Consider the following 24202-nt stretch of genomic DNA (forward strand, 5'->3'; position numbering starts at 1 on the left):
CTGCTCGCTGGGGCCCTTCAGCCGGCAGTTATTGACGGCCGAGTCGGGCGCAGTGCTCACCGGTCGGGCATCTGCCACTCCTCCGTCAGTAACTGCTCGCTGGGGCCCTTCAGCGAGCACTTAGTGACGGCCGAGTCGGGCGAGGGTGCTCGGTTGAGTGGGGTCCTGTGCGGCCGGGATGCCGCGCCCCGCACCGGCCGAGGGTCGGGCGGAACGGGATAGGGTCGTTTCTCATGACCGCAATTGCCAGACCCGTTCCCTCCCTGCGTACCTTCGCCGCCGCCGTCCTGTCGGCCCTCGCGGTGGCCGTCATGACCCAGGCGGTGACGGTTCTGCTCTTCTTCGTGGGAGCCGGCGCGGACTCCGCCACGCTCGTGCAACTCGGCGACTACTTCCTCGGCGCGAGCCTGTGCGTCTTTGTGGTGCTTGCGATCTTCGGCGTCGTCGGCGTATACCGCTACTGGTATGTGAGGGTGGTCGCCGCACTCGTCGCCGGTGTCGTCGCCGCACTGGTGGGCACCGCGCTCACCATCGTGCTGCGCGGAACCGCGCTCTCCCCGTCGATCCTCAGCCAGCTGTTCGCGACCCTCATCGGGCCGAACCTGGTCTTCGTCATCGTCGTCGTACTCTCCACCCTCACCGTGGGCGTGTGGGTCTTCAGCCGTGTCACCGGCGCCCCCGCGACTCCGGGCGAACGGCGCATCGCCCTGGTGCGGGCGCCGGCCGACAACCTCGCCGAGGGCGAGGTCACCCACGTCGACCGCACAGCCATCGACACCGACCTCGCGAACGACCAGTGGGACGCCTATGTGGCCGCCTTCGCCGACAACGGCTGGGATATCGTCGAGGTTCCGGTCGCGAACACACTCGCCGACTCGGTCTTCATCGAGGATGCCGTGGTGCTGTTCGGAGACACGGCGGTGATCACGAGCCCCGGCGCCGAGTCCCGCCGCGACGAAATCGTCGACGCGGAGGCGACGGTGCGCGAGGCCGGGCTGCGGGTCGAACGGATCGTGCTCCCGGGCACCCTCGACGGCGGGGACGTTCTCAAGGTGGGCTCGACCGTCTACGTGGGTCGGGGCGGTCGCACCAACGCGGAGGGCATCCGCCAGTTGCGGGCGATCGTCGCGCGGCTCGGGTACACCGTGGTCGCGGTGCCGGTGACGAAGGCCCTGCACCTCAAGAGCGCGGTGACGGCTCTCCCGGACGGCACCGTCATCGGCTACCCGCCGGTGGTCGACGACCCGGCCATCTTCGACCGCTTTCTCGCGATGCCCGAGGAGGGCGGGGCGCACGTCGTGACGCTCGCGCCGGACACCGTGCTGATGGCGGCGTCCGCCCCGGCGAGCGCCGCCCTCATCGCGGACCTCGGCTACCGCGTGGTCACCGTGGACATCAGCGAGTTCGAGAAGCTCGAGGGATGCGTCACCTGCCTGTCGGTGCGCGTGCGGTAGAGAGACGCCGCAAGGTTTCTTGCGCCCCCGTTTGTGGCATCCCCTTGTGGGATCGAAGGGGGGCGGGATATTCTGTAAGGCTGTTCGGTCGCCGCTCCCCGTGAGGGTGGGAGGCGGGCGTGGCCATAACCAGAGTGAAAAACATACGTGCCCAGGAGGACGCCATGATCTACACCTTTCTCGCAACTGCAGGCGCGAAGCGTGTCGCCGTCCGTCCGTCCTTGACGCCAGCCAGGAACCGGTAGACGACGGGCCCTTCGCGGCCCACTGCCAGAAGCATCCGGCTCACCCCTCCCTCGCTCAACAATCTCGGTTCGTGCACGTCGGCGACCCCCCGCATCCAAGGAATCACTGTGTCTGCAGACCCACAACGCCAGGGCACCTTTGCCTCGATCCTGCGTCTCTACCCTTACGCCAAACCGGCCATGCCCCGGATCTACCTCGGGATGGTCGTGGCCCTCATCGCCGCGCTCGTGGCCCTGCTCATCCCCCAGGTGCTGCGCGCGCTCGTGGACGGGCCGCTGCAGGGCGGTGACTCGAGTCAGATCTGGTGGCCGGTCGCCGCGGTGCTCGGGCTCGGCGTGCTGGAGGCCATCATGATCTGGTTCCGCCGCTGGTTCGTGCTGCAGCCGGGCACGATGGTGGAGGCCGACATGCGCAACGCGCTCTACAAGCGCCTGCAGGAGCTGCCGGTGAGCTTCCACGACCGATGGGCGAGTGGGCAGTTGCTCTCCCGAGTGGTGAGCGACCTCAACCTCATCCGCCGCTGGATCTCCTTCGGCACCGTGCTGCTCGTCGTCAACGTGATCACGATCGTCATCGGGTTCTTCTTCCTGATCTCGATCAGCTGGATCCTCGGGCTGATCTTCGTGGTCTGCTCGATCCCGCTCTGGATCTACGGCTACCTGTTCGAGAACAAGTACTCCGCGGTCGCGCGCCGCAGCCAGGACCAGGCCGGCGACCTCGCGACGGCCGTCGAGGAGTCGGTGCACGGCATCCGGGTGCTCAAGGCGTTCGGTCGCGGGCAGCACGCGCTGAAGAACTTCGCCTCGCAGGCGGAAGACCTGAGGGGCACGGAGATCGAGAAGGCCAAGGCGATCGCAGGCATCTGGCTCTGGCTGCTGCTGGTTCCGGACGTCACGTTCGGGCTCTGCCTGCTCGCCGGCGTCTGGCTGGCGGCGGGCGGCGAACTCACCGTCGGGCAGCTCGTGGCGTTCTTCGCCACGGCGACGGTGCTGCGCTGGCCGGTCGAGTCGATCGGCTTCCTGCTGTCGATGACGTTCGACACCCGCACCGCCGCCGACCGATTCTTCGAGGTGATGGATGCCCCGAACCCGATCATCGATCCGGAGCGCCCGAAGACCATCGCGGCGCCCCAGGGACGACTCGTGTTCGACGACGTGCACTTCCGCTACCAGGACTCTCCCGCCCAGTACGCGGACCTGCTCGACGGGATCAGCCTCGAGCTCGAGCCGGGGGAGACCATGGCGCTCGTCGGGCTCACCGGCAGCGGCAAGTCGACGATCACCTCGCTCACCACGAGGCTCTACGACGTGACGGGCGGCGCCATCCGGCTCGACGGCGTGGACATTCGCGACCTGAGCCTCTCCGACCTGCGCACCCACCTGTCCATGGCGTTCGAGGATGCGACACTGTTCTCCGCGTCGGTGCGCGACAACGTGTTGCTCGGTCGCCCGGAGGCCACGGACGAAGACCTGGCCGAGGCGATCGACATCGCCCAGGCCGGCTTCGTCTACCAGCTGCCGGACGGAATCGACACGAAGGTCGGCGAGGAGGGGCTGAGCCTCTCCGGCGGCCAGCGTCAACGTCTGGCTCTCGCTCGTGCTGTCGCGGCGAGGCCCGAGGTGCTCGTGCTCGACGACCCGCTCTCGGCGCTCGACGTGGACACCGAGGCACTCGTCGAGGCGGCGCTGCGCCGCGTGCTCGCCTCGACCACCGCGCTCATCGTGGCCCACCGGCCATCCACGGTCATGCTCGCCGACCGGGTCGCGCTGCTTGAGGGTGGCCGAATCACCGCCGTCGGGCGGCACCAGGAGCTGTTGGCCACGAGTGATCACTACCGGTTCGTGATCTCGAGCCTGGAAGACGAGGAACGCCGCGAACGGGTCGATGCTGCCCGACCGGCGGAACAGCCACTAGAGGAAAGGGCAGGCGCATGAGCGTCACCGGAGTTACCGGCGAAGAGCGAAGCGACTTCACCAAATCGGAGAGCAAGCAGATCCGCGACCGTTCGTTGCGCCTGCTCGGCACCCTGCTTCGTCCCCTCTGGGTGCGGGTGAGCCTCACCATCGCCGTGGTCATCGTGAGCACGGCGGCGCAGGTCGCCGGGCCGGCACTCATCGCCTACGGGATCGACTCCGGCCTGCCGGCGCTGGTGAAGCAGGACTGGGTGCCGCTGGGCTTCGCGGTCTTCGCCTACCTCTTCACCGGCGTCATCGGGGCGGTGCTCATCGCGTGGTACACGGTGCTGACCGCGCGCATCAGCCAGGCGATCCTGATCGACCTGCGCAAGCGGGTGTTCCTGCACACCCAGCGGCTCAGCCTCGAGTTCCACGAAAGCTACACGTCCGGGCGCATCATCGCGCGCCAGACGAGCGACCTCGACTCGATCCGCGAGCTGCTCGATTCCGGCATCAACCAACTCGTTCAGGGCGGCCTGTACATGGTGTTCATCGCCGCGGCGTTGTTCTCCATCGACTGGGTGAGCGGCCTCGTGCTGTTCGGCTCGCTCGTTCCGCTGTGGTTCCTCGTGCGCTGGTTCCAGATCCACTCCCAGAAGGCCTTCCGCGCGACGAGAACCACCTCGGCCAGGCTCATCGTTCACTTCGTGGAGACGATGACCGGCATGCGCGCCGTCAAGGCCTTCCGCAAGGAGACGCGCAACGAGACGGAATTCGCCGGTTACGTGGAGGACTACCGCCTGGCGAACATGCGCACCATCCGCCTGTTCGGCGTGCTCGATCCCGGCCTCGTGCTCATCGGCAACGTCGCGCTCGGGGTCGTGCTGCTCGTCGGCGGACTGCGCGTGGCGCAGGGCGGCATCGCGATCGGCGTGCTGCTCGCGGCCCTGCTCTACACGCGGTCGTTCTTCGCGCCCGCGCAGGAGATGGCGATGTTCTACAACTCCTACCAGTCGGCCGCGGCCGCGCTCGAGAAGATCTCGGGCGTGCTCGAGGAGCAGCCGAGCGTGCCGGATCCGACGCGGCCGATCGACCTCTGGCAGGCGAAGGGCAGCGTGCGCTTCGAGGGCGTCGAATTCGCCTACAACGCCGGGCGCGTGGTGCTGCCGCAGTTCGACCTCGACATTCCGGCGGGCCAGACCATCGCCCTCGTCGGATCCACCGGAGCCGGCAAGTCGACGCTCGCGAAGCTCATCTCGAGGTTCTACGACCCGTCGGACGGCGTCGTGTCACTCGACGGCGTGGACCTGCGCCGGCTGCACCCGAAGGACCTGCGTCGCGCGATCGTGATGGTGACGCAGGAGGCGTACCTGTTCTCCGGCTCGGTCGGCGACAACATCGCGCTCGGCAAGCCGGAGGCGACGATCGAGGAGATCGTGGCCGCGGCGAAGGCGGTCGGCGCGCACGAGTTCATCCAGTCGCTGCCCGACGGCTACGACACGGATGTGAACAAGCGCGGCGGCCGGGTCTCGGCCGGGCAACGCCAGCTGATCTCGTTCGCGCGCGCCTTCCTGGCCAACCCGGTCGTGCTGATCCTGGACGAGGCGACCGCGTCCCTCGACATCCCCTCGGAGCGGCTCGTGCAGGAGGGCCTGCAGACGCTGCTCGCCGACCGCACGGCGATCATCATCGCGCACCGCCTGTCGACGGTCGCGATCGCCGATCGCGTGCTGGTGATGGAGCACGGGATCATCGTGGAGGACGGAACGCCGCGCGATCTCATCGCAGGCACAGGGCGCTTCTCGAAGCTGCACGCGGCGTGGCGGGAGTCGCTCGTCTAGCGGCCCCCGGCATCCGGCACGTCTCTCCGGAGGGACCTCCGGGGGAGGGTCTCCGCGGGAGGGTCTCCGGGGGAGGGTCTCCGCGGGAGGGTCTCCGCGGGTGCCCTCCCCGGTGAGTGGGCAATTCTGCACCTAAAAGCGCGTTTTTGGCGCCAGAATTGCCCACTCGGCGTGGCCCGACATGAGCTGGCGTGGCCCGACGCGGCCCGGCCCGGCCCGGCGCGGCCCGACGTGCCGTCAGGCGTGAGTCGGCGTGAGTGCGGCCGGCGTGGTGGCGCACCATCCGAAAACGCAGGAGATCCGCGAGGCGGGGGTCAGGGGCGCCAGCGGGCGACGCGCAGGTCGACGCGGTAGGCGCCGGCCGCGGGCCAGACGAGCGGCGTGGACTCCGCGCGGTAGTGCTCGAGGGCCGGCGCTTCGTGGTCGATGGGCGGATGTCCGCTCGCGCGGATCACGCGCCACCATGGCACATCCGAGCCGTAGTAGGCCATCACCTGGCCGACCGCGCGGGCGGCCCTCGAGCCGATCGCCGCGGCGACGTCCCCGTAGGTCATGACGTGGGCGGGAGGAATCGACTCGACGACCGCGAGCACGCGGGAAACGAAGTCCTGGTCGGGATGCGCGGCCACCTAGAGCTCGAGCGCGCCGATCTTCTCGCCGTACTGGGTTTCGCCGACGACCTTGAAGCCGGTGCGGAGGAAGAACTGCTCCGGCCCCTCCTCGCCCGGCTCCCAGATGGCGGTGAGCCGGGTGAAACCACGGGAACGCGCCTCCTCGGCGAGTGCCCACACGGCGAAGCGGCCGACGCCGGAGCCCTGGGCATCCGCGGCCACGTTGACGCGCCAGACGCAGCTGCGCAGCTCCTCCTGTTCGGCGTCCGGGTCGAAGTTGCCGCGGATGAAGCCGACGACGGTGTCGCCGTCGAGCACCACGCGGGGCCAGGTGGTGGCCGGATTGATGTACGCGTCCGCGATCGCATAGCTGGGCGGCGTCACGTAATGTTCCTGGCCTCGCCGCAGCGTGAGGCTGTTCGCGGCGACAATTGTTTTCGCCGACAGTTCTTCCAGTCTCAACTCAGCCATGAACACAGGCTAACCCGCGAGGCGGATACCGGGTAGCTCGCGTTGCTGCCAATCGGGCAAGTATCTTGATGTCGAGATACTTCGCAGAACTAGTAAGCTAGCGGCGGTGGGCAGAATGCCCCTGTGGTGAGGAGATTTACGTGGCCAAGATCAAGGTAGAGGGAACCGTTGTCGAGCTCGATGGCGATGAGATGACGCGCATCATCTGGCAGAGGATCAAGGACACGCTGATCCATCCCTATCTCGACATCAACCTCGAGTACTACGACCTCGGCATCGAGCACCGCGACGCGACCGACGATCAGGTCACCATCGACGCGGCCCACGCCATCCAGAAGCACGGCGTCGGCGTCAAGTGCGCCACCATCACGCCGGACGAGGCCCGCGTCGAAGAGTTCGGCCTCAAGAAGATGTGGAAGTCGCCGAACGGCACGATCCGCAACATCCTCGGCGGCGTGATCTTCCGCGAGCCGATCATCATCTCGAACATCCCGCGCCTGGTCCCGGGGTGGAACAAGCCGATCATCATCGGCCGCCACGCGTTCGGCGACCAGTACCGCGCCACCGACTTCCGCTTCGCGGGCAAGGGCAAGCTCACCGTGGCGTTCACCCCGGACGACGGCTCCGAGCCACTGCAGTTCGAGGTCTACCACTCCCCGGGTGACGGGGTCGCCCAGGTTCAGTACAACCTCGACGACTCGATTCGCGACTTCGCCCGGGCGAGCCTCAACTACGGCCTCTCCCGCAACTACCCGGTCTACCTCTCGACCAAGAACACGATCCTCAAGGCCTACGACGGCCGGTTCAAGGACATCTTCGAGGAGATCTTCGAGGCCGAATTCCGGAGCCAGTTCGAGGCGGCCGGCCTCACCTACGAGCACCGCCTGATCGATGACATGGTCGCCTCGGCGATGAAGTGGGAGGGCGGCTACGTCTGGGCCTGCAAGAACTACGACGGCGACGTGCAGAGCGACACCGTGGCGCAGGGCTTCGGCTCGCTCGGCCTGATGACCTCGGTGCTGTCCGTTCCGGACGGGTCGATCGTGGAGGCGGAGGCCGCCCACGGCACCGTCACGCGCCACTACCGCCAGCACCAGGCCGGCAAGCCCACCTCCACCAACCCGATCGCCTCGATCTACGCGTGGACCAGGGGGCTCGCGCACCGCGGCAAGCTGGACGGCAACCAGGACCTGATCGACTTCAGCCTCACCCTCGAGGATGTCGTGATCAAGTCGGTCGAGTCCGGAGCGATGACCAAGGACCTCGCCGCCCTCGTCGGCCCGGACCAGCCGTGGCAGACCACCGAGGAGTTCCTCGACACCCTCGACAAGAACCTGGCGACGCGCCTGGCCTAGCGGCCAGCCCCGCCTGCGTTCCCGTGACCGGGAGCGCACCGGCAGGCGCGATCCTGCCGGGTAGTGTTCTCGGCATCCGTCCAATGGCGGACAGGGAGGTGACGACATGAGACTCGGCACCAACCTGCCCGCCGTCGGCGGCTACAACCAGAAGGTGATCCTCGACGTCATTCGCCGCACGAGCGGTGGACTGAGCCGGGTCGAACTGGCCGAGGCCACCGGGCTGTCGGCCCAGACCGTGTCGAATGTGAGCCGAAAGCTGCTCGCCGACGGGCTCATCCGGGAGGCGGGCACCACCACCGACGGCGGCGTCGGCAAACCGCGCACCATCCTGCAACTCGAGGCCCGCGGGCGGTTCGCCGTGGGCGTGCACCTCGACCCCTCGGTGATCACGCTCGTCGTGCTCGACCTCGCCGGCTCCGTCGTGGCGCACTCTCGCATGCCGGCCCCGTCCGCGGTGTCGTCCGAGGAGACCATCGACCGGATCGCCGAGGCCGTCGAGTCCCTCATCGCGGGCTCCGGGGTCAGCCGCGATCGCATCGTCGGCGTCGGCGTGGCGGCGCCCGGCCCCGTGGACCTGGGGCGCGGCATCATGCTCAACCCGCCGCTGCTCTCCGGCTGGCAGAGCGTGCCGCTGCGAGACGCCCTCCTGGCGAGGCTCGCGCTGCCCGTGCTCGTGGAGAAGGACGTCACCGCCGCGGCGGTCGCCGAACTCTGGATGGGCGATGCGGACGCCCGCGGAAACTTCGCGTTCTTCTACTACGGCACCGGCACCGGCATGGGGGTCGTGTTGAACGGCGAGGTGATCCGCGGCGCGAGCGGCAACGCCGGCGACATCGGCCACATCCTCGTGACTTCCGGCGGGGAACTGTGTTCGTGCGGCCGGCGCGGCTGCCTCGGCAACGTGATCCTGCCGCGACTGCTCGTGACCGAGTGGATCGGGCGGAGCGCGGCCACGCCGACGGACCTCGAGCTCGACGTCGAGGCTGTGCATCGCGAGTTCGCCGCCCTCGCCGCCCTCGCCGAGGCGGGCGACCACGCGGCCCGTTCGGTGCTGGAGGCGACGGCCGCGCACATCGCGACCGGTCTCGTGGCGATCATCAATCTGCTCGACCTCGACCGGGTCGTCTTCGGCGGCCCGTTCTGGCATCCGGTATCGGCATTCCTGCTCGGCCTCATCCCGGGTCTCGTGGCGGACTCCCCGGCCCTGGTGGCGCCCCACGCCGTCGCGTTCGAGGAGTCGGGGATCGGCGAGGATGTCGCGGCCGTCGGGGCGGCCTGCCTCGTGCTCGACAACACCTTCTCTCCGCGCCCGGACACCCTGCTGCTCTCCCCGAGCGTGCGCTCCTAGCCTCCGCATCCGTCTCCCGGGGCGCGGGCGGCATCCTTGCGCGCACTGCAACATCCGTGGCAAGCCTTGACAGCCAATTACTAAAAATGATTTAGTAAAACCGCAGCGCACGGCTCGAACAGTTGTCCGGGTCGGCGCCATGAGGCAAAGGAGCATTCATGAAGAGCATCCTGTCGGCGCTCGCCATCACCGCCGCCGCGACACTCGTTCTCGCCGGTTGTTCGGCCGGAGCGCCGGCCGCGACGGAGATCAAGGTCGCGTACCAGAAGTTCGGTCCCTCCCAGCAGCTCGACCACCACATGAAGGCGGTCAAGGAGGCCTACGAGGCGAAGCACAAGGGGGTCACCGTCAAGCTCGTGCCGATCGAGGCCCAGCAGAACGACTACTTCACGAAGCTCGCCCTCATGAATCGCGCCAGCGCCACCGCGCCGGACGTGATGTACGAGGACACCTTCATGATCAAGTCGGATGCCGAGGCCGGCTACCTGGCTCCGCTGGACTCCTATGTCGCCAAGTGGGCGGACTGGAAGCAGTTCCCCGACAACGCGAAGCAGGCCGGAGCGGGGGACGACGGCAAGATCTACGGCGTCTCGATGGGAACTGACACACGGGCGCTCTGGTACAACAAGGAGATCCTCGCGAAGGTCGGGCTGCCGGTGCCGTGGGCGCCGAAGACCTGGCAGGACGTGCTGGATGCCGCCAAGACGGTGAAGGCGAAGGCGCCGGGCGTGATCCCGATCAACGTGTACTCGGGCAAGCCGCAGGGCGAGGCGGCGGTGATGCAGGGCTTCGAGATGCTGCTCTACGGTACCCAGGACAAGCTCTACAAGGCCGACACGAAGAAGTGGACGGTGGGCTCGAAGGGGATCACGGATTCCCTCCAGTTCGTGAAGGACGTCTATCAGGGCGAACTCGGACCGAAACCGGAGCAGGCCCTCGACACGACCGTGGGCAACACGGTCTCCAACGAGTGGCTGCCGCAGGGCAAGCTCGCGATCAGCCTCGACGGGTCGTGGGTGAGCGGAACCTGGCTCCCGACCGGCGGCACCCCGTGGCCGCAGTGGAAGGACGTGATGGGCGTGGCCCCGATGCCGACCCAGAACGGCGAGAAGCCCGGGATGACGAGCATGTCGGGTGGCTGGACCCTCGCGGTCGGCGCCAAGTCCGCCCACAAGTCCGCCGCCTGGGACTTCGTGGCGCTCGCGCTCGACAAGGACAACTCGCAGAAGTTCGACATCATGAGCAGCCAGATCGCGGTGCGTAAGGACGTGTCGAACGACAAGGCCTATCTCGCCTCGAACCCCACCGTCGGGTTCTTCTCCAAGCTGGTCGCCAACACGCACTTCCGGCCGGCGACCACCGACTACCCGAAGGTGGCCAACGAGATCATGGTGGCGATGGAATCGGTGATGACCGGCCAGCAGACCCCGAAGCAGGCGGCGTCAACCTATGACGGCGCCGTGGTCGGGATCGTCGGCAAAAAGAACACCTCGAAGTAGCCGTGACTTCCCTCACCACCACCGCGGCGGGTCGGGACGCCCGCGGGCGGGGAGCTCACCCTCCCCGCCCGCGGGGCGTCGGCCGCAGTCTCGTGCGCAGCCTCCCGCTCGTGCCTGCGATCATCCTGCTCGCCGTCTTCCTGCTGGGTCCGGTGATCTCGTCGTTCTACGGCTCGTTCACCGACTCCTCGCTCACGGGAAGCGCGGCGAAGGGCGCGAGCTTCGTGGGCTTCGGCAACTACCTCGAGCTCTTCGCCGACAAGGACTTCCCCAAGTCCGTGCTGCTCACCCTCGTCTTCCTCTTCGCCTCGGCGATCGTCGGGCAGAACGTGCTCGGCCTGGGCCTGGCGCTGCTGATGAAGTCGGGCAACCGGGTGGTCGGCGCGATCGTCGGCACCCTCGTGGTCACCGCCTGGGTACTCCCCGAGATCGTGGCGGCCTTCGCCGCCTACGCGTTCTTCAATGCCACCGGCACGCTCAACACGCTGCTCGCGGTCGTGGGTCTCGATGGCCCCAACTGGCTCTACCGGCTGCCGATGATTGCGGTGATCCTCGCCAACATCTGGCGCGGCACCGCGTTCTCGATGCTCGTCTACTCCGCGGCGATCGACGACGTGCCGGATGACGTGCGCGAGTCAGCGGAGATCGATGGGGCCGGCGGGGCGAAGCGGCTCGTCTACATCACGATCCCCATGATCCGCCGCAGCATCAGCACCAACCTCATGCTCACGACGCTGCAGACCCTCTCGGTGTTCACCCTGATCTTCGTGCTCACCGGCGGCGGGCCGGGCACCGACAGCTCGACGCTGCCGATCCTCGCCTACCAGGAGGCGTTCAAGTTCTCCCGGCTCGGATTCGGCACCGCGATCGCCACGATCATGCTCGTGGTCGGAGCGCTGTTCTCGATCGTGTACATCCGCGCGCTCAAACCGGAGGTGGACTGATGGGTCTGACATCCCCGAGCGGCCGCAGCCTGCGCGCCGTCTCCAACTCGGTGCTCCTCGTGATCGCCGCCTGCTTCGCCCTGCCGATCCTGTGGCTGCTCGTGGCCTCCCTCGACACCTCGGCGACGCTGTCGCTCAAGCTGCCAGAGAGTCTCTCCCTGAAGAACTTCGCCGAGGTGATGACCCCCGAGCTCGCCTTCGTTCCGCTCGGCAACAGCCTCATGCTCGCCGGCGGCTGTGCGATCATCACGGTCGTCGTGGCGGTGCTCGCCGCCTACCCGCTCTCGCGCTACCGGATGCGGGTGAACAAGCCGTTCCTCTACGGCATCCTGTTCGGCACCTGCCTGCCGATCACCGCGATGATGGTGCCCGTGTACAGCCTCTTCGTCTCGCTCAATCTCATCGACTCGCTGGGAGGCACGATCCTGTTCCTCGCCGCCACGAGCCTCCCGATGGCGATCTGGATGATGAAGAACTTCATGGACTCCGTGCCCATCTCGCTCGAGGAGGCGGCGTGGATGGACGGCGCATCGATGCTCACGACCCTCTCCCGGGTGGTCGTGCCGTTGATGCGGCCCGGCATCGCGGTGGTCTTCATCTTCGTCTTCATCGGGGCCTGGGGAAACTTCTTCGTGCCGTTCGTGCTGCTGCTCAGCCCGGACAAGCAGCCGGCGGCCGTGAGCATCTTCGCGTTCTTCGGCCAGCACGGCACCGTCGCCTACGGCCGGCTCGCGGCGTTCTCGCTGGTCTACTCCGTGCCGGTGCTCGCCCTCTACGTGTTCGTCTCGCGCGTGCTCGGCGGGGGCTCTGCGCTCGCCGGGGCCGTCAAGGGCTGACCGCCGCCATCCAGCCGTACCATCCATCCGCACAACAACCAAGGAGCACCAGTGCACGACAACTCCCGACTCGTCACGGCAAGAATCGCCCGGTTCGTGGACGAACGGATCACCCCGGCCATCTACCCGTCGGCCCGGCCGCTCGAGCTCACCGCCTGGGAGGTTCCGGATGAGCCGGTGCCGTTTGCCGAGGCCGTCGGCCAGCGCTTCGAACCTTTCACCGTCGGCCGCACCTGGGGCAAGCCATGGGGGACCACCTGGTTCCACGTGACCGGCGAGGTGCCGCGCGAGTGGCGCGGCGCCGGTCACACCGTCGAGATGCTCGTGGACCTGGGCTTCAGCGGCGGCCAGCCCGGCTTCCAGGCCGAGGGACTCGTCTACGAGCCGAACGGCGCGATCGTCAAGGCGATCGAGCCGTTCAACTCGTACGTGCCGCTCCCGACCACCGCGGACGGCGCGATCGACCTCTTCGTCGAGGCGGCCTCCAACCCGGACGTCGGCTCGAACTGGGGCTGGAAGGCCTCGCCGTTCGGCGACAAGGAAACGGCGGGCACCGACCCGATCTACACCCTGCGGCACGTGAACGTCGCACTGCGCGACGTGACCGTCTGGGAACTGGACCGCGACTTCTGGACCCTGCGGGGTCTGCTCGCCGAGCTGCCGGCCGACCTGCCTCGGGCGGCGGAGATCCTGCGCGCCCTCGAGCGCGCGGTCGACGCGATGGATCCGGATGACGTGGCCGGCACGGCGGCGGCCGGTCGCGAGGCGCTCGCCGGCGTGCTCGCCCAGCCCGCCTACGCGAGCGCCCACCGCATCACCGCCGTCGGGCACGCGCACATCGACTCGGCCTGGCTCTGGCCGACCAGGGAGACCATCCGCAAGTGCGCGCGCACCTTCTCCAACGTGTTGCAGCTCATGGAGGTCGACGACGAGATCGTCTTCGCCTGCTCGTCAGCGCAGCAGTTCGCCTGGATGAAGGAGTTCTATCCCGAGCTGTTCGAGCGCATCCGGGCCCGCGTCATCGAGGGTCGTTTCGTGCCGGTCGGCGGAATGTGGGTCGAGTCCGACACCAACCTGCCGGGCGGTGAGGCGCTCGCCCGCCAGTTCGTGGCTGGCAAGGGGTTCTTCCTGCGCGAGTTCGGCGTCGACCCGCTCGAGGTGTGGCTTCCCGACTCGTTCGGCTACTCCGCCGCGCTTCCGCAGATCGCCGCCGCCGCCGGGTCGGAGTATTTTCTCACCCAGAAGATCTCCTGGAACGAGACGAACGTGATGCCGCACCACACGTTCGAGTGGGAGGGCATCGACGGCACGCGAATCTTCACCCACTTCCCACCCGTCGACACCTACAACTCGGTGCTGTCCGGCCAGGAGCTCGCCAGGGCCCAGCGCCAGTATGCGGAGAAGGGGGCGGCGAACTCGTCGCTCGTGCCGTTCGGCTTCGGCGACGGCGGCGGAGGACCGACCAGGGAGATGCTCGCCGCGGCCTCCCGCACCGCATCGCTCGAGGGTTCGCCCACCGTGCGCATCGCCTCGCCCCGGCGCTTCTTCGACGACGCGCGGGCCGAGTACCCGCATCCGCCGGTCTGGACGGGGGAGCTCTACCTCGAGTTCCATCGCGGCACCTACACCTCCCAGGCGCGCACGAAGCAGGGCAACCGGCGCAGCGAGCACCTCCTGCGCGAGGCCGAGCTCTGGGCCGCGACGGCGCAGGTGCGCGCCGGGGTCGACTATCCGTACGAGGAGCTGGACAGCATCTGGCAGACGGTGTTGTTGCTGCAGTTCCACGACATCCTGCCCGGATCATCGATCGCCTGGGTTCACAAGCAGGCGGAGGCGAGCTACCGCGAGGTGGCCGGGCGGCTCGAAGCGGTGATCGCGACGTCGATCGACGCCCTGCGCGGCGCCGGCGACGAGTCGGTGGTGTTCAATGCCTCCCCGTTCGCGGTGGCCGGAGTGCCGCCGCTCAGCGCCGGGGTGCCGATGCGTGCCGGGGAGGTCACGGTCTCCCGCGTGGACGGCGGAGCGGTGTTCGAGAACGGGCTCGTGCGCGTGTCGATCGATGCGACCGGCCGGGTCACGTCCCTCGCCGATGCGCTGGGCGGCCGCGAATTCGTGGCTCCCGGTCAGTCCCTCGCCGAGTTGCAGCTGTTCCGCGACACCCCCAACCAGTGGGATGCCTGGGACATCGACGAGCACTACCGCCGGCACGGCCAGACCCTCACCGACGTCACCTCGTTCGAGGTCACCGAGAAGGACGGCCGAGTGGCCGTGCGTGTGCTGCGCGAGTTCGGCGAATCGAGCGTCATGCAGGACTTCAGCCTGGCCGCCGGATCGACGACGCTGGAGATCACGACAACTCTCGACTGGCACGAACGGCAGAAGCTGATCAAGCTCGCGTTCCCGATCGATGTGCGCGCCGAGCGGGCGGCATCCGAGATCCAGTTCGGCCACGTCTACCGCGCGACCCACGAGAACACGTCGTGGGATGTCGCCCGATTCGAGACGAGCGCCCACCGCTGGGTGCACGTGGGCGAGCCCGGCGTCGGCGTCGCGGTGGCGAACGACGCCACGTACGGCCACGACATCACGCGCCAGCCGCGCGAGGGCGGCGGAACCACGACGCTGGTGCGGCAGTCGCTGCTGCGCGCTCCGGTGTTCCCCGACCCCGAGGCCGACCAGGGCACCCACGTGCTCCGCTCCTCTGTCACCGTCGGAGCGGAGATCATCGACGCCGTGCGCGAGGGATACCGCATCAACCTGCCTCAGCGGGTGCTGCCGGGCTCCGGGCCGGTTGCGCCGCTCGTGGTGGTGCACAACCCGGCGATCGTCGTCGAGGCGATCAAGCTCGCGGAGGACCGGTCGGGCGACGTCATCGTGCGGCTGTACGAGTCGACCGGCGTGCGATCGGGCGGAAGCATCGACTTCGACGGCGCGCTCGATGCGGCGACCGTGCGCGAGACCGATCTTCTCGAGCGGGAGCTGCCGGCTCGAGCGGTGACCTCGGCGTCCGGGGGCACGGTTCAGCTCGCCGTCGGGCCGTTCCAGATCGTGACCCTGCGGGTGTCCCGGGCGTAGCGGACTCCCACCACGGTGAGCTCACCCGCGACTGTTCCCGTTTGACGAGTGTGTGCCCCGTCGCGCCGGCACACTCCCGACAAACGGGAACAATCGCGGGGCATTGCGCGCCGCGGAGTTCGTAAGGTTGACTTACAAACATGAGCGAAGCAGGCGCCCGTGACACCGCAGCCGAGGTGGATGCGGCCCGCGGCCGTCAGGCCGCCCGCCGCGTTCCCGGGGCGTTCGTCGCCGGTCGGGTGCTGCGGCCGAGCACGAAGGTGCTTCCCGAACACGCGCGCGGACACAACCGCGCCCTCGTGCTGCAGACCCTCTTCACGGCCGGGCAGCAGAGCCGCGCCGACGTGGCGAGGCGCACGGGTCTCACCCGGGTCACCGTCTCCGACCTCGTCGGTGAGCTCATCGCCGAGGGCCTCATCGTGGAGACCGGCCAGCGCGACGGCTCGCGCCCTGGTAAGCCCGCGACCCTCCTCGACATCGGGCGCACGGCCTTCCAGGTGCTCGGCATCGATCTCAGCGACCACTCGGCGTTCCGCGGAGCGGTGCTCGACCTCACCGGCACGATCCTCGAGCGGGCGGAGGTGCCGCTCGCGGGCAGGGTCGGAGACGACGCCCTCGCCACGGTGTTCGAGCTCGCCGACGAACTGGTGTCACTCTCGACCCGGCCGATCCTCGGTCTGGGTGTCGGATCCCCGGGCGTCGTGGACCCCGACGGCGTGGTCCTCGAGGCCCCGAATCTCGGCTGGGCCGATCTTCCGCTGCGGTCGCTGCTCGCCGAACGGGTCGGCCGGCCCGTGGTGGTGGCCAACGACGCGAATGCCGCGATCCTGGCCGAACACAGCTTCGGCAACGCCGAGGGGGACATGATGCTCGTCAAGGTCGGGCACGGAGTGGGAGCGGGCCTGCTGCTCGGCGGGAGCCTGCTCTCCGGCGGTCGATTCGCCGCGGGCGAGATCGGCCATGTCGTGGTCGGCACCGACGGTGGCGAGGAGTGCAGCTGCGGAAAGTCCGGCTGCCTCGAAACCTGGCTGGCCGCGCCGCGGCTCGAGGCCCGGATTCGGCGAGCGCCAGGGCAACGGGAGGCGATTCTGCGCGAGGCCGGTCGGCGCCTCGGCATCGTGCTCGCGCCCATCGTCGGGGCGCTCGACCTGTCGGAGCTGATTCTGAGCGGGCCGCCGGCGCTGCTGGACGGCACCCTCGCCGAGGCGACCCGCGAGACGGTGCGCGAGCGCACCATGGCCGAATTCTCCGGCGACCTGGTCCTGAGGATGACGACCCTCGGCGACGACATCGTGCTGCGGGGCGCCGCCGTCATGGTCATCTCCGCCGAGCTCGGCGTCTCCTGATCCGGACTCCCACGATCGCCGAACGCTCGCTAGCATGGAAGGGGCCGGTTTGTTAGGACGCTTGACGTAATTACCGACCGGTCGCCAGGCAGCCGACCGGATCCGCCCCAGAGTGAGGAAGAGCATGACCGAGCGCGAGACGAGCGTGGGCAACGCGGCCGGTGTGCTGCTGCCGGGATTCGCCGGCACGACCCTCCCCGACTGGCTCGAGCAGAGGCTTCGGCACGGCCTGGCCGGGGTCTGCCTGTTCGCCGAGAACATCGTCTCGGGCGACCAGGTCCGGCGGCTCACCGACCGGATCAGGCAGGCGAACCCCCTCGCCCTCATCGCCATCGACGAGGAGGGCGGCGACGTCACCCGGCTCTTCGCGGCCACCGGCTCGCCCTATCCGGGCAACGCGATTCTCGGCCGGATCGACGACCTCGACTACACCGAGGCCGTCGCCAGGTCGGTCGGCTGGCAGCTGCGGCTGGCCGGCTGCTCGCTCGACTTCGCACCGGATGTCGACATCAACTCCAATCCGGACAATCCGGTGATCGGCGTTCGCAGCTTCGGAACCGATCCGGCCCTCGTCGCCCGGCACAGCGCGGCCTGGGTGCGTGGACTCGAGTCCACCGGCGTCGCCTCCAGTGCCAAGCACTTTCCGGGGCACGGCGACACGGCTCAGGACTCCCACCTGGCCCTGCCCGTCGTCGACCTGTCGCCCGACGAACTGCGCGAGCGCGAGCTGGCGCCCTTCCGCGCGGCGATCGAGGCGGGGACGAGCACCATCATGACCTCGCACATCGTGCTTCCCCAGGTGGACGCGGAGGGTCCGGCAACGTTCTCGCGCCGGATCCTCGGCGACCTGCTTCGCGGCGAACTGGGCTTCGCCGGTCTGATCGTGACCGACGCCCTCGACATGGCGGGGGCGAGCGCCGAGATCGGCATCCCAGCCGCCGCGGTTCGGGCCGTGGACGCGGGCTGCGACCTGCTCTGCATCGGCACGAGGAACACCGCCGAGCAGCTCGACGAGATCGAGCGGGCGCTGCTGGACGCGATCTCCGCGGGCACTCTCTCCGCGGCACGACTCGAGGAGGCCGCGACCCGCAATCGCGACCTCGCCCGCGTTCTGGACGAGAGATCCGCTCTCATTCCCGTTCCGGAATACGTCGGCGAGCTGGACGCGGAGTTCGAGCTCGCGCGAACGGTCGGGGCGTTCGACATGCGGCCGGAGGTCACGGTATCCGCCGAGCGTGCCCTCGTCGTGCTCGAGACCGCGTCGAACATCGCGGTGGGGCGGTCGCTCTGGGGCCCGATCGCCGCGGGGGCGGATCCGCTCATGCTGCGACCGGGCGACACCCTCGACCTGCCGCCCGGCGTGCAGCCGGTGCTCGTGGGACAGGGAAACCACCGGCAGCCCTGGGTACGCGAGACGATCGACGCGGTCCGCGCCGACCATCCCTCCGCCGTCGTCGTGGACATGGGGTGGCCGGGCGACGACCGCGCGTACGCGGACGTGGCGACCTTCGGGGGATCACGGCACGTGGGCCGGGCCCTGCTCGCCTGGCTCGAGACGCGCGCCGCCGACACCGGGGCGACCGAGACGGGCCGGCCATGAGAGTCGGCGTGGACATCGGAGGCACCAAGATCCACGCCGTGCTCATCGACGACTCCGGGGCGGTGGTGCAGCAGGTGCGGCTGCCCACCGGGTTCGGGCCGACGGTCGTGCTCGAGACCGCCGCCGAATCGGTGCGCGCCCTCGCCAGGCTCGCCGGGGTCGAGACGGCATCCTTCGAGACAGTGGGGGTCGGCATCCCCGGGGCGGTGGACAGCGACACCGGCCGGGTGTCCCACGCGGTGAACCTCGGGCTCGAGGGGCTGGAGCTCGGCCGGGAGCTCGGCGCGCTGCTCGGCCTCCCGGTGCGGGTGGAGAACGACGTGAATGCCGCGGCCGTCGGGGCGTTCCGGCTGCTCGACCGGCCGCTCGAGCAGTCCATGGCCTACCTCAACCTCGGCACCGGCCTGGCCGCTGGGATCGTGCTCGCCGGCCGGCTCTGGCGCGGTTCGCGGGGCACCGCCGGCGAGATCGGCCACATCCCCGTCGACCCGAATGGACCGTTGTGCCCCTGCGGTCAGCGCGGCTGCCTCGAGACCGTCGCTTCCGGGTCGGGGGTGGCGCGGCAGTGGCCGAGCGATCACCCGAGCCCCGTTCACGCCCTGTTCGAGGCGGCAGCGGCGGGAGACGCCCGGGCCGTCGAGGTGCGCGACGGGCTGGTCCGCAACGTCGCCTCGGCGGTGCGGATGCTCGTGCTCTCGGTGGACGTCGACAGCGTCGTCATCGGCGGGGGCCTCAGCTCGCTCGGCGACACCCTCCTGGTGGGCGTCCGCGGGGTGCTCGGCACCTGGGCGAGCTCCTCGCCGTTCCTCGCCTCCCTCGACCTTCCCGACCGGGTAGAGCTCGTCCCGAGCGACTTCCCCGCCGCCGCCGTGGGCGCTGCCCTCGTCGGCATGACAACGACCGGAGACACCCCATGGCAGAAATAGTGATCCTCGACGGCATGGCGGCGGCCGGAGAACTCGCGGCCGACGCCATCCTCGCCATCGTGGCGGCGAAGCCGGATGCCGTGCTCGGGCTCGCGACCGGATCGACGCCCCTCGCGGTCTACCGCGCCCTCGCCGCCCGCGAGGCGGACCTCTCCCGGGTGCGCGGCTTCGCGCTCGACGAGTACGTCGGGCTGCCGGAGGGCCATCCGGAGAGCTATCGGTCGGTGATCACGCGCGACGTGGTCGAACCGCTCGGGCTCGATCCGGCACTCGTCCGCGTTCCGGGCCACGACGGACCGATCCAGACGGCGGGCGACGACTACGAGCGCGCGATCCGCGCGGCGGGAGGAGTGGACCTGCAGATTCTCGGTATCGGCACCGACGGCCACATCGGGTTCAACGAGCCGGGTTCCTCGTTCGAGTCGCTCACCCGAGTGAAGACGCTGACCCAGCAGACCAGGAACGACAACGCCCGCTTCTTCGACTCCATCGACGAGGTGCCGGTGAACTGCATCACTCAGGGCCTGGGCACGATCCGCCGCGCACGGCACCTCGTGCTGCTCGCGTTCGGCGCGGGCAAGGCCGAGGCCATCGCGGCGGCGGTCGAGGGACCGGTCACCGCGAGCGCTCCCGGCTCGGCGATCCAGCTGCACCCGCACGTGACAGTACTCGTGGACGAGGCGGCGGCGTCCGCCCTCGCCAACGTGGACTACTACCGCTACGCCTGGGCCAACAAGCCCGACTGGGAGGCGCTCTAGGCCTCGAGATCCCCGTGAATGTGCCCGTTTGTCGCGATTGGGCCTCCTCGAGCGTGCCCAATCACGACAAACGGGCACAATTGTGGCACCGGGAGCGGAGCGCGGCTCAGGCGATCCGAAGCCCGTTCGCCCAGACCTCGCCGACCTGCCAGTCGTGGTCGAGCAGCACGGCGTCGGCCGCGAAGCCAGGGGCGAGCCGGCCGAGTCGGTGTCCGAGCCCGAGAACCCGAGCGGGCGTCGCCGTGACCGCGGCCACCGCATCCGCGGGACTCACGCCGGCGTTGTCGATAGCGCAGCGCAGGGCCACGTCCTGGGTGAGCGTCGAGCCGGCGATCGTCGATGTTCCGGAGAGCACGGCGAGGCCGTGTCGCACGGTCACGTTGAGCGAGCCGAGTCGGTAGTCGCCGTCCGAGGCGCCCGCGGCGGCCATCGCGTCCGTCACGAGGGCGATCCGGTGGGGCGCCTCGCGGAAGGCGAGCGCGGCGACCTGCGGATGCACGTGCCGCCCGTCGAGGATCAGCTCGAGGGTCACGCGGTCGTCACCGAACGCCGCGACCACCGGGCCGGGCGCGCGGTGGTGGATGCCCGGCATCGCGTTGAACGCATGGGTGAGCAGCCGGGCGCCCCGGTCGAAGGCCTCCCTGGTGCTCTCGAAGGTGGCGTCCGTGTGGCCGACAGCCACGACGACTCCGGCCTCGACGAGCACGTCGATGGCATCGAGCGCGTTGGGCAGCTCGGGGGCGATCGTCACCTGGCGGAGTGTGCCCCGACTCGCCTCGAGCAACTCGTCCACCCGGTACGGGCTGGGGTCGATCAGGAAGTCCGGATTGTGGGCGCCGCGGTGCTCGGGCGAGAGGAACGGGCCCTCGAGGTGGGACCCGAGCACGAGCGGGTCGGACTCGGCGAGGTCGGCGATCACGCCGAGGCTCTCCCGCAGCTGTGCCATCGGGTTCGCGACGAGGCTGAGCACCGTACGGGTGGTGCCGTGGGCGCGGTGCGCGGCGAGGGCTCCGCCGATCGCCGCCGGCCCGTCGTCGTAGGCGTGGCCGCCTCCGCCGTGGCCATGCAGGTCGATGAAGCCCGGCACCATCCAGCGACCGTCCACGTCGACGGTCTCGGACGCGGTCGGCATCTCCTTGCCCGAGCCGGTGGCGAGGATGCCGTCGCCTCGCACGAGCATCCAGAAGTCGTCGACCTGGCCGGTGATGTCGAGCTTGCGCGCTCCGTGGAACAGGATCGTCATTCGTTGTCTCCCTTGGTGAGCTCTGACCGGCCGTTGATCACGCCGCTGATCACGGCGACAACAGCGAAGCCCGCGCCGATCAGGGGCAGGCCGAGCATGAACCAGGCGGCGGCGGCCGAGCCGAAGACCAGGATCTCGACGAGCGCGCGGCCCACCGGGTCGAGGGGCACGACCGCCTTGGGCGAGCGGAAGAGAGCCCACACCACGGCGGCGAAGAGCGGCACGCCGATCATGAACAGCACGCCGGGCCACGGGAACGGCCAGGCGAGGTAGCCCCAGTAGCCCAGCGAGAAGAGGGCGAAGAGTTCGAGCAGAAAACGCACGACGTCGTTGGGGCCGAGCCGGACCGCATCAGATTCTGGCGTCGTCACCCTCCAACAGTAGCGAAGCACCACCCGCACCGTGAATATGGGCGGTCCGGGACATTCCGGGCCGGCCCGCCGACCCGGAGTGTCCGAATTCACGGGTTCTCGAGGGAGCGCGCGGCGCTCCCGCTACTTGAAGATGATCGTGCGGGCGCCGTCCCGCAGCACGCGGTTCTCGGCGAACCACTTCACGGCCTGGGTGAGCGTGCGCGACTCCTCGTCCTGGCCGATCGAGACCAGCTCGGCCGGCGTGCGCGAGTGGTCGACGCGCACCACGTTCTGTTCGATGATCGGCCCCTCGTCGAGGTCGCTCGTCACGAAGTGGGCGGTGGCGCCGATCAGCTTGACCCCGCGGGCGTGGGCCTGCCGGTAGGGGTTCGCCCCCTTGAAGCCGGGCAGGAAGGAGTGGTGGATGTTGATGATGCGGCCCCCGAGGCGGTCGCAGAGCTCGGGGGAGAGGATCTGCATGTACCGCGCGAGCACCACGAGTTCGATGTCGAACTGTTCGACCGCGTCGAGGATGCGGTCTTCGAAGGCGAGCTTCTGGCCCTGGGAGACCACCGGGTGGGACTCGAACGGCACCCCGTAGAACTCGGCGAGGCTCGCGAGTTCGGGGTGGTTGCTGAGCACGAGCGGCAGCTCGACGGGAAGCTGCCCGGCCCGCTGCCGGAAGAGGAGGTCGTTGAGGCAGTGAGCGGCCCGGGACACGAGCACGAGGGTGCGCAGCGGACGGCCGACGACATCCAGCTTCCAAGCCATGTCGTAGCGGGCGGTGACGGGCGCGAGCTTCGCCTCGAAGGTGGCCCGGTCGGCGTCGGATTCCACCTGGAGCCTCATGAAGAAGGTGCCGGTGTCGTCGCTGGAGAACTGCTGCGACTCGGTGATGTTGCCGCGGGCCTCGACGATCGCGCCGCTGATCGCGTGGACGATTCCCGGCTGGTCGGCGCAAACGAGGGTCAGCACCCAGTGGGTCGAGGACGTGGTCACGCCTCAAGAGTATTCTGGAATGGTTGCGGCGCGCGTCTGCCGCAACCCGCGGGCGGCGAAGCGCACCACACTCCACACGGGACGGTTGTCGATTGGCTGTGCGCGGGGCTCAGGGAAAGACGGCATCGGCCTTCCCGATCGCCGGACTCCTCGTGCTCGCGGGGGCCATCTTCGTCTCGGTGACGAGCGAGTTCCTGCCCACCGGCCTCCTGCCGGACATGGCGCGTGAGCTGCACGTGTCCGAGTCCCGCATCGGCCTGCTCATCACGATCTTCGCCGCAACCGTGGTGGTGTCCACGACGCCCATCGCCGCACTCACCCGTCGCTTCTCGCGCAAGTCGCTGGTGATCGTCGTGCTGATCGTGATCGCGAGCGGCGCGGTGCTCGCCGCACTCGCGCCGACCTACGAGGTGTTGGTGGCCGCGCGGGTGATCGGCGGTCTCGCGCACGGGCTCTTCTGGGCGGTGGTCGGCGCGTACTCCGCCCACCTCGTGCCCAAACACCAGATCGGCCGGGCGGTGGCCATCACGAGCGGCGGCGCGACGGCGGCCTTCGTGCTCGGGGTCCCCCTCGGCACGGCGCTCGGCCACCTCGTCGGCTGGCGCCTCGCCTTTGCGGCGATCGCGGTCGTCATCCTCGTGCTGGCGGTTCTCGTCCTGCGGTTCCTGCCGCCGGTGGATCATCGGGTGACCCTCTCGACGGGGGAGATCGCGGTGCCCCTCGGGCGCGACAGGAGCCTGCCGGGCGTGATCGTGATCTGCCTCGTGATCGTGGTGATCATGATGGGCCAGAACGTCTATTACACCTACATCGCGCCCTGGCTCATCCACACCGCGCACTTCGATGCCTCGTCGATCGCCCTCATCCTCTTCCTCTACGGCGGGGCCGGGGCCGTGGGCCTGGCGCTCGCCGGCGCTGTCGCCGACAGGTTCTCGAGGCGCGGCTTCGTGGTCGCGACCGCGATCGTGCTCCTGGCGGTGCTCGCGCTCGCCCTGTTCCCGACCAACCCGGTGGTGGTGCTCGCCGCGATCGTGGTCTGGGGAATCGCCTTCGGCGGGCTTCCGGCGATGCTGCAGACGCGGATGCTGCACACCGCGTCCGCGCGCGTCCGCGATCTCGCCGCCGCGCTGTTCACGACCTCGTTCAACCTGGCGATCGGTGGCGGGGCGCTCGTGGGCGGCATCCTCCTGGACAGGGTGGGGCTCACCACCCTGCCGTTCGTGGACCTCGTGTTTCTTGGCGCCGGAATCGTGCTCAGCCTCGCGACCGACGCCTGGCTCAGCGCCCGGGCCAGCCGCGCGCGCCCCCGTCCGGCCTGACCAAGTCAGGCGCCCGGCCGCAGCCAGGATGCCCGACTCGACGGGAGATCCGGCACCGTTGACACGCCACCTAAGCCAGG

The 24202-nt window shown here is 69.2% G+C and carries 19 protein-coding genes; 14 read left to right on the forward strand and 5 right to left on the reverse strand.

What is annotated here, in order from left to right; translation table 11 throughout:
- Nucleotides 1–233 precede the first annotated feature (233 nt).
- From ddaH to FVP33_RS00615, 3 genes are all read left to right on the forward strand, one after another.
- A complete protein-coding gene (gene ddaH / locus FVP33_RS00605; RefSeq protein ID WP_147781709.1) occupies nt 234–1454 on the forward strand; it encodes a dimethylargininase in 1221 nt (406 codons plus the stop codon).
- Between the two features lie 347 nt (nt 1455–1801).
- Complete coding sequence (locus FVP33_RS00610; protein WP_425460920.1) at nt 1802–3634, forward strand: ABC transporter ATP-binding protein; 1833 nt, start codon at nt 1802–1804, stop codon at nt 3632–3634.
- Entirely contained in the window at nt 3631–5436 is a 1806-nt protein-coding gene (locus FVP33_RS00615; protein WP_147781710.1) for an ABC transporter ATP-binding protein, read from the forward strand. Before FVP33_RS00610 ends, FVP33_RS00615 begins: the two co-directional genes overlap by 4 nt.
- A gap of 314 nt (nt 5437–5750) precedes the next feature.
- Here FVP33_RS00615 and FVP33_RS00620 read toward each other — a convergent pair whose 3' ends face one another.
- Together FVP33_RS00620 and FVP33_RS00625 are read right to left on the reverse strand one after the other, a co-directional pair.
- Nucleotides 5751–6065 carry an MGMT family protein gene (locus tag FVP33_RS00620; protein ID WP_147781711.1) on the reverse strand — a complete coding sequence of 105 codons (315 nt, stop codon included), beginning with the start codon at nt 6063–6065 and terminating at the stop codon, nt 5751–5753.
- Nucleotides 6066–6518 (reverse strand): GNAT family N-acetyltransferase, encoded by a 453-nt coding sequence (locus FVP33_RS00625; protein WP_147781712.1) that lies wholly within the window; start codon nt 6516–6518, stop codon nt 6066–6068.
- A gap of 140 nt (nt 6519–6658) precedes the next feature.
- Here FVP33_RS00625 and FVP33_RS00630 point away from each other — a divergent pair, with 140 nt between their 5' ends.
- The 10 genes from FVP33_RS00630 (at nt 6659) to FVP33_RS00675 (ending at nt 20208) form a co-directional block, all read left to right on the forward strand.
- A complete protein-coding gene (locus FVP33_RS00630; RefSeq protein WP_147781713.1) occupies nt 6659–7873 on the forward strand; it encodes an NADP-dependent isocitrate dehydrogenase in 1215 nt (404 codons plus the stop codon).
- 106 nt (nt 7874–7979) lie between these two features.
- Complete coding sequence (locus FVP33_RS00635; RefSeq protein WP_147781714.1) at nt 7980–9224, forward strand: ROK family transcriptional regulator; 1245 nt, start codon at nt 7980–7982, stop codon at nt 9222–9224.
- A 158-nt stretch (nt 9225–9382) separates the two neighbouring features.
- Nucleotides 9383–10723 (forward strand): extracellular solute-binding protein, encoded by a 1341-nt coding sequence (locus FVP33_RS00640; RefSeq protein WP_147781715.1) that lies wholly within the window; start codon nt 9383–9385, stop codon nt 10721–10723.
- Nucleotides 10724–10725: 2 nt separating this feature from the next.
- A complete protein-coding gene (locus FVP33_RS00645; RefSeq protein WP_147781716.1) occupies nt 10726–11667 on the forward strand; it encodes a carbohydrate ABC transporter permease in 942 nt (313 codons plus the stop codon).
- A complete protein-coding gene (locus FVP33_RS00650; RefSeq protein WP_147781717.1) occupies nt 11667–12503 on the forward strand; it encodes a carbohydrate ABC transporter permease in 837 nt (278 codons plus the stop codon). The genes FVP33_RS00645 and FVP33_RS00650 overlap by 1 nt, the downstream gene beginning before the upstream one ends.
- A 51-nt stretch (nt 12504–12554) precedes the next feature.
- A complete protein-coding gene (locus FVP33_RS00655) occupies nt 12555–15578 on the forward strand; it encodes an alpha-mannosidase (RefSeq protein ID WP_147781718.1) in 3024 nt (1007 codons plus the stop codon).
- A gap of 140 nt (nt 15579–15718) precedes the next feature.
- Complete coding sequence (locus FVP33_RS00660) at nt 15719–16924, forward strand: ROK family transcriptional regulator (RefSeq protein ID WP_147781719.1); 1206 nt, start codon at nt 15719–15721, stop codon at nt 16922–16924.
- A 124-nt stretch (nt 16925–17048) separates the two neighbouring features.
- Nucleotides 17049–18524, forward strand: a complete 1476-nt coding sequence (locus FVP33_RS00665) for a glycoside hydrolase family 3 protein (protein ID WP_147781720.1) — start codon at nt 17049–17051, stop codon at nt 18522–18524.
- Nucleotides 18521–19450: an ROK family protein gene (locus FVP33_RS00670; protein WP_147781721.1), complete on the forward strand. Its 930-nt coding sequence runs from the start codon at nt 18521–18523 to the stop codon at nt 19448–19450. Before FVP33_RS00665 ends, FVP33_RS00670 begins: the two co-directional genes overlap by 4 nt.
- Nucleotides 19438–20208, forward strand: coding sequence for a glucosamine-6-phosphate deaminase (locus tag FVP33_RS00675; protein ID WP_147781722.1), 771 nt, complete (start codon nt 19438–19440; stop codon nt 20206–20208). Before FVP33_RS00670 ends, FVP33_RS00675 begins: the two co-directional genes overlap by 13 nt.
- 106 nt (nt 20209–20314) lie before the next feature.
- Here the strand turns inward: FVP33_RS00675 and nagA are convergent, their stop codons facing one another.
- From nagA to purU, 3 genes are all read right to left on the reverse strand, one after another.
- Entirely contained in the window at nt 20315–21451 is a 1137-nt protein-coding gene (nagA, locus tag FVP33_RS00680) for an N-acetylglucosamine-6-phosphate deacetylase (protein ID WP_147781723.1), read from the reverse strand.
- Complete coding sequence (locus tag FVP33_RS00685) at nt 21448–21822, reverse strand: YrdB family protein (protein ID WP_147781724.1); 375 nt, start codon at nt 21820–21822, stop codon at nt 21448–21450. Before FVP33_RS00685 ends, nagA begins: the two co-directional genes overlap by 4 nt.
- A 123-nt stretch (nt 21823–21945) precedes the next feature.
- Nucleotides 21946–22803: a formyltetrahydrofolate deformylase gene (purU, locus tag FVP33_RS00690; protein WP_147781725.1), complete on the reverse strand. Its 858-nt coding sequence runs from the start codon at nt 22801–22803 to the stop codon at nt 21946–21948.
- Between the two features lie 98 nt (nt 22804–22901).
- On the opposite strand from purU, the gene FVP33_RS00695 reads away from it, so the two are divergent.
- The gene (locus tag FVP33_RS00695; RefSeq protein WP_246142106.1) at nt 22902–24122 is read left to right on the forward strand and encodes an MFS transporter; all 1221 of its coding nucleotides are present in this window, start codon (nt 22902–22904) and stop codon (nt 24120–24122) included.
- Nucleotides 24123–24202 lie beyond the last annotated feature (80 nt).

Source organism: Lacisediminihabitans profunda (assembly GCF_008040105.1).
GTDB classification, from domain to species: Bacteria; Actinomycetota; Actinomycetes; order Actinomycetales; family Microbacteriaceae; genus Lacisediminihabitans; species Lacisediminihabitans profunda.

Bases quoted from the DNA above. Each gene is read 5' to 3' on its own strand.
- ddaH (WP_147781709.1), top strand. From the start codon at position 234: ATGACCGCAATTGCCAGACCCGTTCCCTCCCTGCGTACCTTCGCCGCC.
- FVP33_RS00615 (WP_147781710.1), top strand. From the start codon at position 3,631: ATGAGCGTCACCGGAGTTACCGGCGAAGAGCGAAGCGACTTCACCAAA.
- FVP33_RS00625 (WP_147781712.1), bottom strand. From the start codon at position 6,518: ATGGCTGAGTTGAGACTGGAAGAACTGTCGGCGAAAACAATTGTCGCC.
- FVP33_RS00635 (WP_147781714.1), top strand. From the start codon at position 7,980: ATGAGACTCGGCACCAACCTGCCCGCCGTCGGCGGCTACAACCAGAAG.
- FVP33_RS00640 (WP_147781715.1), top strand. From the start codon at position 9,383: ATGAAGAGCATCCTGTCGGCGCTCGCCATCACCGCCGCCGCGACACTC.
- FVP33_RS00650 (WP_147781717.1), top strand. From the start codon at position 11,667: ATGGGTCTGACATCCCCGAGCGGCCGCAGCCTGCGCGCCGTCTCCAAC.
- FVP33_RS00660 (WP_147781719.1), top strand. From the start codon at position 15,719: ATGAGCGAAGCAGGCGCCCGTGACACCGCAGCCGAGGTGGATGCGGCC.
- FVP33_RS00665 (WP_147781720.1), top strand. From the start codon at position 17,049: ATGACCGAGCGCGAGACGAGCGTGGGCAACGCGGCCGGTGTGCTGCTG.
- FVP33_RS00670 (WP_147781721.1), top strand. From the start codon at position 18,521: ATGAGAGTCGGCGTGGACATCGGAGGCACCAAGATCCACGCCGTGCTC.
- FVP33_RS00675 (WP_147781722.1), top strand. From the start codon at position 19,438: ATGGCAGAAATAGTGATCCTCGACGGCATGGCGGCGGCCGGAGAACTC.
- nagA (WP_147781723.1), bottom strand. From the start codon at position 21,451: ATGACGATCCTGTTCCACGGAGCGCGCAAGCTCGACATCACCGGCCAG.